The 15,697-nt window shown below is 66.6% G+C and carries 10 protein-coding genes; 2 read left to right on the plus strand and 8 right to left on the minus strand.

The window, feature by feature from the left end:
* The first annotated feature begins 132 nt into the window (after positions 1 to 132).
* Positions 133 to 456: a ferredoxin FdxA gene (fdxA, locus tag ABV408_RS15490; RefSeq protein WP_110688979.1), complete on the plus strand. Its 324-nt coding sequence runs from the start codon at positions 133 to 135 to the stop codon at positions 454 to 456.
* Between the two features lie 92 nt (positions 457 to 548).
* On the opposite strand, the gene eno is transcribed toward fdxA, so the two are convergent.
* From eno to ABV408_RS15510, 4 genes are all read right to left on the minus strand, one after another.
* Positions 549 to 1,841 (minus strand): phosphopyruvate hydratase, encoded by a 1,293-nt coding sequence (gene eno / locus ABV408_RS15495; protein ID WP_353979784.1) that lies wholly within the window; start codon positions 1,839 to 1,841, stop codon positions 549 to 551.
* Between the two features lie 246 nt (positions 1,842 to 2,087).
* On the minus strand, positions 2,088 to 3,746 hold the full coding sequence (locus ABV408_RS15500; protein ID WP_353979785.1) for a CTP synthase: 1,659 nt from the start codon (positions 3,744 to 3,746) through the stop codon (positions 2,088 to 2,090).
* 141 nt (positions 3,747 to 3,887) lie between these two features.
* A complete protein-coding gene (locus tag ABV408_RS15505) occupies positions 3,888 to 4,595 on the minus strand; it encodes a gamma-glutamylcyclotransferase (protein ID WP_353979786.1) in 708 nt (235 codons plus the stop codon).
* A 73-nt stretch (positions 4,596 to 4,668) separates the two neighbouring features.
* The gene (locus ABV408_RS15510) at positions 4,669 to 5,979 is read right to left on the minus strand and encodes a solute carrier family 23 protein (RefSeq protein WP_353979787.1); all 1,311 of its coding nucleotides are present in this window, start codon (positions 5,977 to 5,979) and stop codon (positions 4,669 to 4,671) included.
* Between the two features lie 243 nt (positions 5,980 to 6,222).
* Between ABV408_RS15510 and ABV408_RS15515 the strand changes: the two genes are divergently transcribed.
* Positions 6,223 to 7,440 carry an NAD(P)/FAD-dependent oxidoreductase gene (locus ABV408_RS15515; protein WP_353979788.1) on the plus strand — a complete coding sequence of 406 codons (1,218 nt, stop codon included), beginning with the start codon at positions 6,223 to 6,225 and terminating at the stop codon, positions 7,438 to 7,440.
* Positions 7,441 to 7,477: 37 nt separating this feature from the next.
* Here the strand turns inward: ABV408_RS15515 and ABV408_RS15520 are convergent, their stop codons facing one another.
* The 4 genes from ABV408_RS15520 to aroB form a co-directional block, all read right to left on the minus strand.
* Positions 7,478 to 7,720 carry a hypothetical protein gene (locus ABV408_RS15520; protein ID WP_353979789.1) on the minus strand — a complete coding sequence of 81 codons (243 nt, stop codon included), beginning with the start codon at positions 7,718 to 7,720 and terminating at the stop codon, positions 7,478 to 7,480.
* 149 nt (positions 7,721 to 7,869) lie between these two features.
* Positions 7,870 to 9,300, minus strand: coding sequence for an FAD-dependent oxidoreductase (locus ABV408_RS15525; protein ID WP_035475647.1), 1,431 nt, complete (start codon positions 9,298 to 9,300; stop codon positions 7,870 to 7,872).
* Positions 9,301 to 9,418: 118 nt separating this feature from the next.
* Complete coding sequence (gltB, locus tag ABV408_RS15530) at positions 9,419 to 13,870, minus strand: glutamate synthase large subunit (RefSeq protein ID WP_353979790.1); 4,452 nt, start codon at positions 13,868 to 13,870, stop codon at positions 9,419 to 9,421.
* A gap of 691 nt (positions 13,871 to 14,561) precedes the next feature.
* The gene (gene aroB / locus ABV408_RS15535; protein ID WP_353979791.1) at positions 14,562 to 15,674 is read right to left on the minus strand and encodes a 3-dehydroquinate synthase; all 1,113 of its coding nucleotides are present in this window, start codon (positions 15,672 to 15,674) and stop codon (positions 14,562 to 14,564) included.
* Positions 15,675 to 15,697: the final 23 nt, after the last annotated feature.

Below are 15,697 nucleotides of genomic sequence, written 5' to 3' on the forward strand. Positions count from 1 at the left end.
GACCAGAAGGGGTCGTCGTGAGCGGGTAGCAGACGCAAGAACAGCGGCCGGCAGAGGCCGCGACCCAGGGACCGTGACCGAGAAAAAGAGGGGCCAGCCGCGTATCCGCCCCGGCAATAGGAGAGATCACCCATGACGTTCGTCGTCACCGAGAACTGCATCAAGTGCAAATACACCGACTGCGTCGAAGTCTGCCCGGTGGACTGCTTCTATGAGGGGCCGAACTTCCTCGTCATCCACCCGGACGAGTGCATCGACTGCGCCCTGTGCGAGCCGGAGTGCCCCGCCGAGGCGATCTTCTCGGAGGACGAGCTGCCGGCGGGCCAGGAGAAGTTCATCGAGTTGAACGCCGAGCTTTCCGAGGTGTGGCCCAATATCACCGAGCAGAAGGCGCCGCCGGAGGATGCCAAGGAGTGGGATGGCAAGCCCAACAAGATCGAGCTGCTCGAACGCTGATTTGCTATTACGCCAATCGGACGCTCGCTGCCGAAGAACGCAAGAAGGCCGCTCGATGAGCGGCCTTCTTGGTTTATCGGTCGACAGCGATTTTACTGGCCCTTGATCGCCTTCAGCCCCGGATAGGCCACCTTGCCTTCGAGCTCCTGCTCGATCACCAGCAGGCGGTTGTACTTGGCCACACGATCGGAGCGGCACAGCGAGCCGGTCTTGATCTGGCCGGCGGCAGTGCCCACGGCGAGGTCGGCGATGGTGGTGTCCTCGGTCTCGCCGGAGCGGTGCGAGATCACCGCGGTAAAGCCGGCGTCCTGGGCCATCTTGATCGCATCCAGCGTCTCGGAGAGCGAGCCGATCTGGTTGAACTTGATCAGGATCGAGTTGCCGATCTGCTCGTCGATGCCGCGCTTGAGGATGCGTGTGTTGGTGACGAAGAGATCGTCGCCGACCAGTTGCACGCGGTCGCCGAGTTTCTCGGTGAGAGCCTTCCAGCCATCCCAGTCGGACTCGTCCATGCCATCCTCGACCGAGACGATCGGGTAGGCGTCGCACAGCTCGGCCAGGTAGTCGGCGAAACCGGCGGCGTCATAGGACTTGCCTTCGCCGGAGAGGTCGTAGGTGCCGTCCTTGTAGAACTCGCTGGAAGCGCAGTCGAGCGCCAGGGTGACGTCCTTGCCCAGGGTGTAGCCGGCGTCGGAGACCGCCTGCTTGATCACCGCCAGCGCCTCGGCGTTGGAGGCCAGGTTGGGGGCGAAACCGCCCTCGTCACCCACCGAGGTGGAGAGCTCCTTGGCCGAGAGCACCTTCTTCAGCGCGTGGAAGATCTCCGCACCCATGCGCAGCGCCTCGCGGAAATTGGGCGCGCCCACCGGCTGGACCATGAACTCCTGGATGTCGACGTTGTTGTCGGCATGCTCGCCGCCGTTGAGGATGTTCATCATCGGCACCGGCATCAGGTAGTGGCCCGGCTGGCCGTAGAGCTCGGCGATATGCGCGTAGAGCGGCACACCCTTGGCGATCGCCGCAGCCTTGGCCGCCGCCAGCGACACCGCGAGGATGGCATTGGCGCCCAGGTTGGCCTTGTTGTCGCTGCCGTCGAGATCGAGCATGGCCTGGTCCAGCGCACGCTGGTCGCTGGCATCCATCCCCACCAGGCGCTCGCGGATCTGACCGTTGACGGCCTCCACCGCCTTGAGCACGCCCTTGCCCAGGTAACGGCCCTTGTCACCGTCACGCAGCTCGAGCGCTTCCCGCGAGCCGGTGGAGGCACCGCTCGGCGCGCAGGCGCTGGCGCTGATGCCACCGCTCAGCACGACCTGAGCCTGAACGGTCGGGTTACCTCGGGAATCGAGCACTTCGAGGGCGCGGATATCAACGATCTCAGCCATGTTACGTCGTCCTGTCGGTTGAAAAACTCAAGCAGTGAGCGTGAAGCGTCCGGCACGGCGTGCGCCGGATGCGGAAAAGCGGATTCATGTTACCAGCTTTCGCCGGCGCGACGAGACGCCGCGTGGCGTTTCACGGCCAGCACGAGTACCCAAAAGCGCATGAGTACCGAAAAGTGAGTACCGAAAAGAGAGTATGAGCCCTGCACAAAGAGAGCGGGGGATGAATCGCTTCATCCCCCGCCATGGTCACTCCTGGTGGCTCGCGCCCTGTTGCCGCTGGCGGCTCGCCTTGTGCTCCAGCGCCGCATTGACGAAGCCGGTGAACAGCGGGTGGCCATCGCGCGGCGTGGAGGTGAACTCCGGGTGGAACTGACACGCCACGAACCAGGGATGATCGGGAAGCTCGATCATCTCCACCAGCGACTGGTCGCCGCTCTTGCCGGAGATCACCAGGCCAGCCTTCTCCAGCTCGCCGATGAACTGGTTGTTGACCTCGAAGCGGTGGCGATGGCGCTCGGTGATCGTCTCCAGGCCGTAGATCGCCTGGGCCCGCGAACCGGACGCGAGCTGGCACTCCTGACCGCCCAGACGCATGGTACCGCCCAGGTCGGAGGCTTCGTCACGCAGTTCGATCTGGCCCTCGGCGTTGATCCACTCGGTGATCAGGCCGACCACCGGATGCTGGGTATCGCGGGTGAACTCGGTGGAGTTGGCATCGGCCCAGCCGGCCACGTGGCGGGCGAACTCGATCACCGCCACCTGCATGCCGAGACAGATGCCCAGGTACGGGATGCCGTTCTCGCGGGCAAAGCGGGCGGTGGCGATCTTGCCCTCGACGCCGCGCTCGCCGAAGCCGCCGGGCACCAGAATGGCGTCCTTGCCGGCCAGGCGCTCGGTGCCGTGGCGCTCGATCAGCTCGGAGTCGATGTACTCGACGTTGACCTTGACCCGGGTCTGGATACCGGCGTGGGTCAGCGCTTCATTGAGCGACTTGTAGGCGTCGAGCAGCTCCATGTACTTGCCGACCATGGCGATGTTGATCGACTTGAGCGGGTTGAGCTTGGCATCGAGCACGTGGACCCACTCGGCCAGGTCGGCGGCCGGCGCATCCAGGCGCAGCTTGTCGCAGACGATGTCGTCGAGACCGTGCTCGTGCAGCATCAGCGGAATGCGATAGATAGTGTCGGCATCCTGCAGCGGGATGACCGCGCGCTCCTCGACGTTGGTGAACAGCGCGATCTTGCGCCGCTCGCTCTCCTCCAGCTCGACTTCGCTGCGGCAGATCAGGATGTCCGGCTGGATACCGATCGAACGCAGCTCCTTGACGCTGTGCTGGGTCGGCTTGGTCTTGGTCTCGCCGGCGGTCTTGATGTAGGGCACCAGGGTCAGGTGCATGAACAGCGCACGGCTGGCCCCGACTTCGCTGCGCAGCTGGCGGATCGACTCCAAAAACGGCAGCGACTCGATGTCACCGACGGTGCCGCCGATCTCCACCAGCGCCACGTCGTACCCCTCTCCCCCCTTGATCACACGGTGCTTGATCTCGTCGGTGATGTGCGGGATCACCTGCACCGTACCGCCGAGATAGTCGCCGCGGCGCTCCTTGCGCAGCACGTGTTCGTAGACGCGGCCGGTGGTGAAGTTGTTGCCCTGGGTCATCTTGGTGCGGATGAAGCGCTCGTAGTGGCCCAGGTCGAGGTCGGTTTCCGCGCCATCCTCGGTGACGAACACCTCGCCATGCTGGAACGGACTCATGGTGCCCGGATCGACGTTGATGTACGGATCCAGCTTGAGAATGGTCACCTTGAGGCCGCGGGCCTCGAGAATGGCCGCCAGCGAGGCCGCCGCAATGCCCTTGCCCAAGGAGGACACAACGCCGCCGGTCACGAAGATATATCGTGTCATGGAAAACCTGTCGAATCGTGGTCGTAAAGCCGTGAGAAAGACCCGGGGGAGAAAGTCGGGCCAGGATGGGACGCCAGACTACCAGAGAGCGGCCGCCGGCTCAATTTACTCCGCAACGCGACAGCGCCGCCGGCGCCCTTCTCAGCCGTGCACCGCCCGCTGCAGCCGCTCCAGACGATGATCGCGAATACCCAGAGCGTGGAGATCGCCGACCGTGTTGTCGAGATACTCGCGGCACGAGCCGAGCACGCCACGGCCAGTGCGCAGGAGCTGGATCACCGCCTCGTCGGGCTGACGCCCGATGTAGCGGTCGTGGGCCGGATTGATCACGAAGGCGATGCCCCATAGCGGGCCGATGTCGCTGCTCAGGCGTACCCAGCGCGGCTGGTAGGCCCCGGTGAGCATCTCGCGGCGCCACACCAGGGTCAGCTCACGCTCGAGATTGGCCGCCGGTACCCGCAGCGCCACCCCTCGGCACGAGCCGCCCGGCGCCAGCGCCAGCATCAGCCCCGGGGACTCGGGCGTACCGCGTCCGTGCTCGAGCTTGAGGCAGAAGTCGCGGTGGTAACCGTAGAGCCGGCAGGTATGGCGCTCGGCGACTTCGACGCAGGGGTTCCAGATCAGCGAGCCGTAGGCGAACAGATAGACGCCATCGAGGTCGCGGGCGGGTTCGGGCACGCTCGCCAGCATCTCGCGCACGGAGGCGTCGAGCGCCGCCGGCGAGGTCAGCGGCACCTCGGGATAGGTGCGCTCGAAGTAGCGCCGCAGGCGGTCCTGTTCGAGCACCTCGCGGGTCATCGCGAGCGACTGTTCGCCGGACTGCGGGGCGCTGGCTTGGGAATCTCTCATGCGGGTCACCCCTGGCAGTGATCGAGCGGCCGCCGACAGGGCGGCCGCAGCGGGCCGGCTTGGCGTACCAACTCTAGGACTGGGCGTCGGGCTGGCGTCTGCCCACGCCATAGCGCAACAGCGCGTGCAGGGCGATGGCGCCGAAGGTGGCGGTCCCGATGCCGTCCAGGGTAAAGCCCCCCAGGGCCAGCGAGAAGTTGCCCGCGCCCAGCACCAGCGTCACCGCCACCACGATCAGATTGGTGGTATCGCCCAGATCGACCGCGTTCTGCACCCAGATGCGCGCGCCGGCCACCGCAATCAGCCCGAACACCACGATCGAGGCCCCGGCCAGCACCGGCCCCGGAATGGTCTGGATCAGCGCACCGAAGCGCGGCGAGAAACCGAGCAGGATGGCGAAGCCGGCGGCGGCGACGAAGATCAGCGTCGAGTAGACCTTGGTCACCGCCATCACCCCGATGTTCTCGGCATAGGTGGTGACGCCGGTGCCCCCGGCGCTGCCCGAAACCACGGTAGCCACGCCGTCGGCGAAGAAGGCGCGCCCGATGTAGGGGTCGAGATCGCGCCCGGTCATCGCGCCCACCGCCTTGATATGACCCAGGTTCTCGGCCACCAGGATCACCGCCACCGGGGCGATCAGGACCATGGCGTGGGGGTCGAACTGCGGCGCGCTGAAGGTCGGCAGCCCCAGCCAGGGGGCGGCGCCGATCACCGAGAAGTCGATCGACGTGCCCCAGCCGAAACCGTTGGTGAACAGTGCATAGATCGCATAGGCGGCGATCAGCCCGATCAGGATCAGCAGCCGCTGCAGCATGCCCCGGGTGAGCACCGCCGCCAGGCCGATGCACAGCACGGTCATCAGCGCCATGAGCGAATCGAAGGTGGAACCGGCGACGCCGGACACCGCCACCGGGGCCAGGTTGAGGCCGATGGTCATGACGATGGCGCCGGTCACCACCGGCGGCAGCAGCACGTCGATCCAGCGCGTGCCCAGCGCCATCACCACCAGCCCGACCAGCGCATAGAGCACCCCGCAGGCAATGATGCCGCCCAGCGCCACGCCGATATTGGGATTGGCGCCACTGCCGGCATAGCCGGTGGCCGCGATCACCACACCGATGAAGGCGAAACTCGAGCCCAGGTAGCTGGGCACCCGGCCGCCGACGACGAGGAAGAACAGCAGCGTGCCGATCCCCGACATCAGGATCGCCAGATTGGGGTCGAAGCCCATCAGCAGCGGCGCCAGCACGGTGGAGCCGAACATGGCCACGGCGTGCTGGATCCCCATCAGCAGGGTCTGGGGGGCGGCTAGGGTCTCGTCGGGGGCGACCAGGGCGACGCGCTTGGCGTCGACGCGGCGCCAGTGCGGAAACCAGGATGACATCGGGGGCGTTCTCCAGGGCGTCAGGGGCTATCGTGTGGACTAGGCAAGGGCGCGTGCGGCACCAGGCGCCGCGCATTCTAGCGCAGTCGTGGGCCGCTGCCTCTCCCTTGTGGCGTCATACCACGCCGGCGCAGGTGAACTACGCTGAGGCTATCGGTGCCGTCATGCGGCCCGAGCGCGAGTTCCCGGCGTCGCCATCGGGGAAGGATGGGACGCCCGCCACCAGCCAACCAGGGAGTGGATATGCAACGCTACGACTATCTCATCGTCGGCGCCGGCATGGTCGCCGCCAACGCCGTCGACGGCATCCGCGAACGCGACAGCGAGGGCAGCATCGGCATTCTGGGCGCCGAGCCGCGCGGCCCGGTGACCCGTCCGGCGCTCTCCAAGAAGCTCTGGACCGACCCCGAATTCAGCTACGACAAGATCTGGATGCAGCCGGAGCAGGACCCCGGCACCACGCTCCATGTCGACACTCGGGTCAGCGCCATCGACCGTCAGGCGCGAAAGGTCACCACCAGTGCCGGCGAGACCTTCGGCTACGGCCAGCTGCTGCTCGCCACCGGCTGCGAGCCGATTCGTCTGGATCTGGCCGAGAGCGAGCGGGTGCGCTATTTCCGCAGCGTCGACGACTACGACCATCTGCGCCGGCTGGCGGGCGAGAATCGCCACATCGCGGTGGTCGGCGGCAGCTATATCGGTAGCGAGCTGGCCGCGGCGCTGATCCAGAACGACTGTCGCGTCACCCTGATCTGCCCCGAGCCGGTGCTGGGCGGCGGCATGCTGCCGCCCGAGGTCGCCGACCGCCTGCACCAGACCTACCTCGACCACGGCGTGGCGCTGCTCAGCGGGCGCAAGGTGAAAGCAGGACGCGAGGCCGACGGCACGGTCACGCTCGAACTCGACGATGGCAGCGAGCTGGCCGCCGACGGCGTGATGTTCGGACTCGGGGTCGAGCCCTGCACCGCGCTGGCGAAGGACGCCGGACTCGAGATCGACGGCGGTATCCTGGTCGACGAGCGGCTGCGCACCGCCGACGCCGCGATCTACGCCGCCGGCGACGTCGCCACCTACCCGGATCGCATCCTCGGGCGCTGGCACGCCGAGCACGTCGACAACGCCAACTGTCAGGGCGCTGCGGTCGGGCGCATCATGGCCGGCAGTGACGAGGCCTACACCCACACGCCCTACTCCTACTCCAACGTCTTCGATATCGCCTGGAAGGCGCTGGGGCGTCTCGATGCCACGCTCGACATCGTCGCCGACAGCCACGCTGACAAGGGGGTCTACTACTATCTAGAGTCGGACCGTCTAGACTCGGGCCAACTAGAGTCAGGCCGCGTGGTGGGGGTACTACTGCTCGGTTTCGACGAGGCCCCGCTCGACGCCGCACGCGAAGTGCTCGCCGAGCCCGGGCCGCAGGATGCCACCACGCTCAGCGGACGCATCCCGCTGGGCTGAGCGGTGTCTTGGGCGCGCGCCGCGACCTGCCGACGGCTCAGGCCGTCGGCAGGCGGGCGGCCATCACCCGGGAACGGCGCTCGATCTCTTCGAGCATGCCGGCGCACTCGTCGGACATGCCGCTGTCGCGGGTCTTGCCCAGCGCCAGCAGCGCTTCCAGCTGGCGGCACACCGCGCTCGCCTGCTCGGCGTCGGCGACGTCGCTGTCGAGCACGTGATCTTCCAGCGTGCGCATCAGCGTGTTGGCCTGGTCGAGAATATTGCGTTCGAGTCGGATCATGCGGTCACCTCTGGCGTTTGCGATGCAGGGAAAGCGCGCCACTCTAGCGATTCGGCGCCGCCGACACCACCCCGTGGGGCTATCTGCCGCGCCGCCAGCGTCCGGCGACGTACGCCCTCACACCGCCGCCGGATCACGCGCTCTCGCCATCATACCTTGAGATAGTCGAGAATCCCCTCGGCGGCCTGACGCCCTTCGTAGATGGCGGTGACCACCAGGTCGGAGCCGCGCACCATGTCGCCACCGGCGAACACCTTTTCATTGCTGGTCTGATAGGCGAAGCGCTCCATCTGCGCCGGAATCTCCGGCGCCAGCACCCGGCCGCGCTCGTCGACTTCGATCTGGTGGGTATCGAACCACTCGATCTCGCTGGGCTGGAAACCGAAGGCGATGATCACCGCGTCACACGCCAGGATCTCCTCGGAGCCCGGTACCACCTCGGCGCTGCGACGGCCGTTGGCGTCGGGTTCGCCCATGCGCGTGCGCACCAGCTTGACCCCTTCGACCTTGCCTTCGCCGACCACTGCCACCGGCTGGCGGTTGAACAGGAAGTCGACTCCCTCTTCGCGGGCGTTGGCCACCTCGCGCTTGGAGCCAGGCATGTTCTCCTCGTCACGCCGATAGGCACAGGTGACGCTCGCCGCGCCCTGGCGGATCGAGGTGCGGTTGCAGTCCATGGCAGTGTCGCCACCACCCAGCACGACCACCCGCTTGCCGGCCATGGAGACATGGTCCGCAGGATCCTTCTCGAAACCGAGATAGTGGTTGGCGTTGGCGATCAGGAAGTCGAGCGCCTTGTAGACACCCTCCATCTCCTCGCCGGGGAAGCCGCCGACCATGTACTTGTAGGTGCCCATGCCGAGGAACACCGCATCGTACTCGTCGTGGAGCTGCTCGAAGGTGACGTCACGGCCGATCTCGGTGCCGAGCCGGAACTCCACGCCCATCTCCTCGAACACCGCGCGGCGACGCTCCATCACGTGCTTCTCGAGCTTGAACTCGGGGATACCGAAGGTCAAAAGGCCGCCGATCTCCGGGTAGCGGTCATAGACCACCGCCTTGACCCCGTTACGCACCAGGATATCGGCGCAGCCGAGACCCGCCGGCCCGGCACCAACGATGGCGACGCGCTTGTCGGTCCAGCTCACCTTGGACATGTCCGGGCGCCAGCCCATGGCGAAGGCGGTATCGGTGATGTACTTCTCCACCGAACCGATGGTGACCGCACCAAAGCCGTCGTTGAGGGTACAGTCACCCTCGCACAGGCGATCCTGGGGGCACACCCGACCGCACACCTCGGGCAGCGAGTTGGTGCGATGGGAGAGCTCCGCCGCCTCCAGAATGTTGCCCTCGCTGACCAGCTTGAGCCAGTTGGGGATGTAGTTGTGGACCGGACACTTCCACTCGCAGTAGGGGTTGCCGCAGTGCAGGCAACGGTGTGCCTGGCTGGCCGCTTCGCTGGGGCGGAACGGCTCGTAGATCTCCGCGAACTCCTTGGCGCGGCTGCGGGCATCCTTCTTCTGCGGGTCGCGCCGGCCGACGTCGATGAACTGAAAATCGTTGCTCAAACGGTTTGCCATGATCTCTCTCCTCACTCCCGCTGCCGATAGGGCGGGATCGGGCGCCGCCGCGTCAGGCTGGCGGCGCCGGGGGCTTGTTCGGGCTTGCGCCGGCTCACATTCTGGCTGACGCCGCTGCTTATTCTGGCTGGCGCCTGGATTGGGCCAGCAGGCCATTGAGGCTCGCGGCCTTGGGCTTGACCAGCCAGAAGTGGCGGATGAAGTCGGAGAAATCCTCGAGGATCTCGCGCCCGCGCCGGGAGCCGGTCTCTGCCACGTACTCGGTGATCACCTCGCGCAGATGGCGGCGATAGGCCTCCATCGACTCGGTGTTGATGCGATGGATCTCCACCAGCTCGTGGTTGTAGCGATCGACGAAGCCGCGATCCTCGTCGAGCACATAGGCGAAGCCGCCGGTCATGCCCGCACCGAAGTTGATCCCGGTCTTGCCCAGCACGCAGACCAGACCACCGGTCATGTACTCGCAGCAGTGATCGCCGGCGCCCTCGATCACCGCATGGGTGCCGGAGTTGCGCACCGCGAAGCGCTCACCGGCGGTACCCGCGGCGAACAGCTTGCCGCCGGTGGCACCGTAGAGACAGGTGTTGCCGATGATCGCCGTCTCGTGGCTGTTGAAGCGGCTGGCCCGCGGCGGCGTGATCACCACCTTGCCGCCGTTCATGCCCTTGCCGACGTAGTCGTTGGCGTCGCCTTCCAGGTAGAGATGCAGGCCGCGGGCGTTCCACACCCCGAAGCTCTGCCCCGCCACGCCGGTGAAGCGCGCCGTGATCGGCGCATCCTCGAGCCCCGCCTCGCCGTAACGCTTGGCGATCTCGCCGGAGACCCGAGCGGCCACCGACCGGTCACAGTTGGTGATCGTAAAGCTGAACTCGCCGCCGGACTTGGCCTCGATCGCGTCGATCAGGGCGTCGTAGAGCTCCTGGTTCTTGGCGCCGGGGTCATGGGGCACGTTGCGGCTGACCTGGCAGAACTGCGGCGCGTCGGCAGGGACGAAGTCATTGGCCAGCAGCGGTGTCAGGTCGAGCTTGCGCTGTGCCGCGGTCTCGCCCTCGAGGCACTCGAGCAGATCGGTACGCCCGATCAGATCGGTGAGCTTGCGCACCCCGAGCAGCGCCATCAGCTCGCGCACTTCCTCGGCGATGAAGCGGAAGTAGTGCTTGACCATGTCGACGGTGCCGCGGAAGTGCTCGTCGCGCAGCTCCTGGTGCTGGGTAGCGACCCCGGTGGCGCAGTTGTTGAGGTGGCAGATCTTGAGGTACTTGCAGCCCAGCGCGACCATCGGCGCGGTGCCGAAGCCGAAGCTCTCGGCGCCGAGGATCGCCGCCTTGATCACGTCGAGACCGGTCTTGAGGCCGCCGTCGGTCTGCAGCCGGATCTTGTCGCGCAGGCCATTGATGCGCAGCGCCTGATGCACCTCGGGCAGACCCAGCTCCCACGGACTGCCGGCGTGACGGATCGAGGTGATCGGGCTCGCCGCGGTACCGCCGTCGTAGCCGGAGACGGTGATCAGGTCGGCATAGGCCTTGGCCACCCCGGTGGCGATGGTGCCGATGCCCGGCTCGGAGACCAGCTTGACCGAGACCTGAGCCGCCGGGTTGACCTGCTTGAGGTCGAAGATCAGCTGCGCCAGATCCTCGATTGAGTAGATGTCGTGGTGCGGCGGCGGCGAGATCAGGGTCACGCCGGGGACCGCGTAGCGCAGCCGCGCGATCATCTCGTTGACCTTGCCGCCGGGTAGCTGGCCGCCCTCGCCGGGCTTGGCGCCCTGGGCGACCTTGATCTGCAGCACCTCGGCGTTGACCAGATAGGCCGGGGTGACGCCGAAGCGCCCGGAGGCGATCTGCTTGATCTTGGAGGAGCGAATGGTGCCGTAACGCGCCGGATCCTCGCCGCCCTCACCGGAGTTGGAGCGCCCGCCGGTCTCGTTCATCGCCTGGGCCAGCGCCTCGTGGGCTTCCGGCGACAGTGCGCCGAGCGACATGCCGGCGCTGTCGAAGCGCGGCAGCAGCGCCTCGACCGGCTCGACCTCGTCGAGCGGCAACGGCTCGGGGGCCGGCTTCAAGCGCAGCAGATCGCGCACCGTGGCCACCGGCCGCTCGTTGACCAGACGTGCGAACGCCTTCCACTGGGTGTAGTCGCCCTGCTGCACCGCCTGCTGCAGCTTCATCACCACGTCCGGGTTATAGGCGTGGTACTCGTGGCCGTGCACGAACTTGACCAGCCCGCCCTGCTTGAGTCCCTTGCGTGGAATCCAGGCGTCGCGGGCGGAGAGCTCCTGCTGCATCTGCAGCTCGCTGAAGCCGGTCCCCTCGATCCGCGACATCATCCCGGTGAAACAGAGCTGCATCACCTCGCTGCCGAGCCCCACCGCCTCGAACAGCTGCGAGCCGCGGTAGGAGGAGATCTGCGAGATCCCCATCTTCGACAGAATCTTGTAGAGGCCTTTCTGCATCCCCTTGCGATAGTTCTCGCGGGTATCCGCCGGATTGCCCACCAGCTCGCCGGTGCGATGCATGTCCGCCATCACCTGATAGGCCAGGTAGGGGTAGATCGCGGTGGCGCCGACGCCGAAGAACACCGCCATCTGATGGGCGTCACGGGCGTAGCCGGTCTCGACCACCAGGTTGACCCGCGGGCGCAGCGCCAGTCGGGCCAGATGGTGGTGCACCGCACCGGTGGCGAGCAGCGCCTGGATCGGCAGCTTGCCCTGCTCCAGCTCGGCATCCGACAGCACCAGTAGCACCTTGCCGTCGAGGGCGGCCTGCTCGGCACGCTGGCACAGCGCGTGCAGCGCCTGACGCAGCGTGGTGGTCTCGGGGTCGTAGTGCAGCGGCAGACGCACCGAGGCGAATGCCGGGTCATCCTGCTCGACGAGCGCGGTGAACTTGCGCGGCGACAGGATCGGCGTGGTCAGGATCAGCCGATTGGCGTGCTCCGGGGTCGCCTCGAAGACGTTGAGCTCGGCCCCGCAGCAGGTCTCCAGCGACATCACGATCGCCTCGCGCAGCGGGTCGATCGGCGGGTTGGTGACCTGGGCGAACTTCTGGCGGAAGAAGTCGGTGAGCAGGCGGTTGTGACGCGACAGCACCGCCATTGGCGTATCGTCGCCCATCGAGCCCACCGCCTCCTGGCCGCTCTCGGCCAGCGGACGCAGCAGCTGGTCGCGCTCCTCGAAGGTCACCGAGAACATCTTCTGATAGACGTTGAGCTCGTCGAGGGACATCGGCTGGAAGCGCGCCAGCTCGGTCAGCGCCGACTCGAGATAGTGGGCGTGCTCCTTGAGCCAGCGCTTGTAGGGATAGGCCGACTTGAGCCGCTGGTCGATATCGTCGGTGTGCAGCACCTCGCCGGTCTCGGTATCGACCGCCAGGATCTGCCCCGGCCCCACGCGGCCCTTGGCCACCACCGATTCGGGAGCGTAGTTCCACACCCCGATCTCGGAGGAGAGGGTGATATAGCCGTTGTCGGTGATCACCCAGCGCGCCGGACGCAGGCCGTTGCGGTCGAGCATGCACACCGCATGACGCCCCTCGGTCATGACGATGCCGGCGGGGCCGTCCCACGCCTCCATGTGCATGGAGTTGTACTCGTAGAAGGCGCGCAGGTCGCCGTCCATGGTCTCCACGTTCTGCCACGCCGGCGGCACCATCATGCGCACCGCGTTATAGAGATCCATGCCGCCGGTGAGCAGCACCTCGAGCATGTTGTCCATGCTCGACGAGTCGGAGCCGGTGGTATTGACGATCTCGTCGAGACCCTCGATATCGGGCAGCAGCGAGCTGACGAAGTTGGCCTTGCGCGCATTGGCCCAGCTGCGGTTGGCCTCGATGGTGTTGATCTCGCCGTTGTGCGCCATGAAGCGAAACGGCTGCGCCAGCGGCCAGCGCGGCGCGGTATTGGTGGAGAAGCGCTGGTGGAAGACGCAGATCGCGGTCTCCAGTCGCGGATCGCCCAGGTCCTGGAAGAAGGTGGGCAGATCGGCGGGCATCATCAAGCCCTTGTAGGAGACCACCTTGGATGACAGCGAACAGACATAGAACTCCTCGTCGCCGCGCAGCGCCTGCTCGGCCAGACGCCGCGCCATGAACAGCTCGACGTTGAAGGCCGCGTCCGACTGCGAAGGGTCGCCCTCGACGAACACCTGGCGGATGCGCGGCAGGCAGTCGAGCGCCATCGGGCCGCACACGCTGGGGTCGGTGGGCACGTCGCGCCAGCCCTTGACCGCCAGGCCGCGAGCCTCGAGTTCACGCTCCAGTACCTGGCGCGCCTCGGTTTCACGCGCATCGTCATCGGCGAAGAACACACAGCCGACGGCGAAACGCTCACCCAGCGCCACGCCCAGCGCTTCCTGGGCCACCTCGCGCATGAAGCCGACCGGCATCTTGAGCAGCAGCCCGCAGCCGTCGCCGGTCTTGCCATCGGCGGCGATACCGCCACGGTGGGTCATGCACGTCAACGACTCGATCGCCGTCTCGAGCAGATCGTGACTGGCCTGCCCCTCCATGTGCGCAATCAGTCCGAAGCCGCAGTTGTCGCGGAATTCGCCGGGCTGGTGAAGACCTCTCATCATGGGCGTGCCTCACAGAACAGGGGAACTTGCGTTCGGTAAAATCCAGGGAGATAATGCAAGGTTTTTTATTATTCTGAACCGGGCTGGAGACCGGTTTTCAGCGTCACCCCGCGCCGACGCTGGCGCCACGAAACGGCGTCAAAAGGCCGCCCAGAATAGCCACTCCCCCGCCCCAACGCAATCGCGCCCTGGCCTGACCCTGGCGACAAAACCATTGAAAATCTGGCACTTATATTTATAACTAAAAAAATACCCTGACAGCTCAACGGCTTAGCGAGACGGTTTAGACCAAAGTCTAAAGCAAGAACCTGTTACACATTGACACGCCAAAACCGCCCCATCGCCCATGCCGATACGACATAGTACATGCCAATTACAGGCATACCCCACCCCGGCACCGAGACCCCAGCGCCGCCAGCCCCCTCGCCGCACAGGTGCGAACGTGACCCATGGCGCGGCGGCACAGGCCGTCACGGCGGCAACGCAAGCGCCGTGAGAGGTTTACGCGACGGAGACGACAGCGCGATGAACGTGCGCGCTGGCGGGGCCAGCATCAGAACGAGCGGGGGCGGAACCAGGACGCGCGGGCAACGCCTCGCGCGAGGCAGATGCGCCGCCTCGGGGAGACGCCCGCCCCGTCGGACGGGCGCGTGATGCCAGCGCCAGATGGCAGGTATGCGGCGTGGCGCGCTCAGCCGCGGGGGAAGTGCTCGATCAGGCGTTCGAGCATGGCCGGGTCGGTATCGTCGTGGATCGCGGCACGCCCCAGCGCTTCGAGCAGGATCAGCCGCAGGCGGCTGTCGAGATTCTTCTTGTCCAGACGCATGCGCTCGAGGAAATCGGCGACGCTCATGGCAGCGGGCGCCGTCTGCGGCAGCCCCGCCGCCGTCAGTAGCGCAGCGATGCGCTCGACCTCGGCCGCGCTGAGCCAGCCACGCTCGGCCGAGAGTGCCGCAGCCATCGCCATGCCGGCCCCCACCGCCTCGCCGTGCAGCCAGTTGCCGTAACCCTGGTGCGCCTCGATGGCGTGGCCAAAGGTGTGGCCGAGATTGAGCAGCGCACGCACACCCTGCTCGGTCTCGTCCTCGGCGACGATCTCCGCCTTGATCTCGCAACTGCGGCGAATGGCATGGCGAATCGCCGCAGCGTCCAGTGCGCGCAGCGCCGGCATTTCGCGTTCGAGCCAGTCGAGGAAGTCCGCATCCCAGATCAGGCCGTACTTGATCACCTCGGCCAGCCCCGCCGAGAGCTCGCGCTCGGGCAGTGTCTCCAGCGTCTGGGTATCGATCAGCACCGCGCGCGGCTGCCAGAAGGCGCCGATCATGTTCTTGCCGCGCGGGTGGTTGACCCCGGTCTTGCCGCCCACCGAGGAGTCGACCTGGGCCAGCAGCGTGGTCGGCACCTGGATGAAGGCGACCCCGCGCTGGTAGCTCGCCGCGGCGTAGCCAGCCATGTCGCCGATGACGCCGCCACCCAGGGCGATCAGGGTGCAGCGGCGATTGAAGCCGGCCGCCAGCAGCGCATCCCAGATGCGCTCCACCGAGGCCAGGGTCTTGGTCGCCTCGCCGTCGGGCAGGATCACCTCGCAGACCTCGAGATCGGCTCCGCTCAGGGTGTGGCGGAGCCGGTCGAGATAGTAAGGGGCCACGGTGTCGTTGGTGACGATCATCACCTGACGCCCGGCCAGATAGGGCAGCAGGCAGCCCGGTTCGTCGAGCAGCCCGGCACCGATATGGATGGGATAGGCGCGCTCGCCGAGCGCGACGTCGAGCGACTCCATGGCGGCGGAAGGAGACTGCGTCATGACGGGTGACCCTTTTACCAGTG

This window comes from Salinicola endophyticus, assembly GCF_040536835.1.
Lineage (GTDB): Bacteria > Pseudomonadota > Gammaproteobacteria > Pseudomonadales > Halomonadaceae > Salinicola > Salinicola endophyticus_A.

Bases quoted from the DNA above. Each gene is read 5' to 3' on its own strand.
- fdxA (WP_110688979.1), top strand. From the start codon at position 133: ATGACGTTCGTCGTCACCGAGAACTGCATCAAGTGCAAATACACCGAC.
- eno (WP_353979784.1), bottom strand. From the start codon at position 1,841: ATGGCTGAGATCGTTGATATCCGCGCCCTCGAAGTGCTCGATTCCCGA.
- ABV408_RS15525 (WP_035475647.1), bottom strand. From the start codon at position 9,300: ATGGCAAACCGTTTGAGCAACGATTTTCAGTTCATCGACGTCGGCCGG.
- gltB (WP_353979790.1), bottom strand. From the start codon at position 13,870: ATGATGAGAGGTCTTCACCAGCCCGGCGAATTCCGCGACAACTGCGGC.
- aroB (WP_353979791.1), bottom strand. From the start codon at position 15,674: ATGACGCAGTCTCCTTCCGCCGCCATGGAGTCGCTCGACGTCGCGCTC.
- ABV408_RS15505 (WP_353979786.1), bottom strand. From the start codon at position 4,595: ATGAGAGATTCCCAAGCCAGCGCCCCGCAGTCCGGCGAACAGTCGCTC.
- ABV408_RS15500 (WP_353979785.1), bottom strand. From the start codon at position 3,746: ATGACACGATATATCTTCGTGACCGGCGGCGTTGTGTCCTCCTTGGGC.
- ABV408_RS15510 (WP_353979787.1), bottom strand. From the start codon at position 5,979: ATGTCATCCTGGTTTCCGCACTGGCGCCGCGTCGACGCCAAGCGCGTC.
- ABV408_RS15520 (WP_353979789.1), bottom strand. From the start codon at position 7,720: ATGATCCGACTCGAACGCAATATTCTCGACCAGGCCAACACGCTGATG.
- ABV408_RS15515 (WP_353979788.1), top strand. From the start codon at position 6,223: ATGCAACGCTACGACTATCTCATCGTCGGCGCCGGCATGGTCGCCGCC.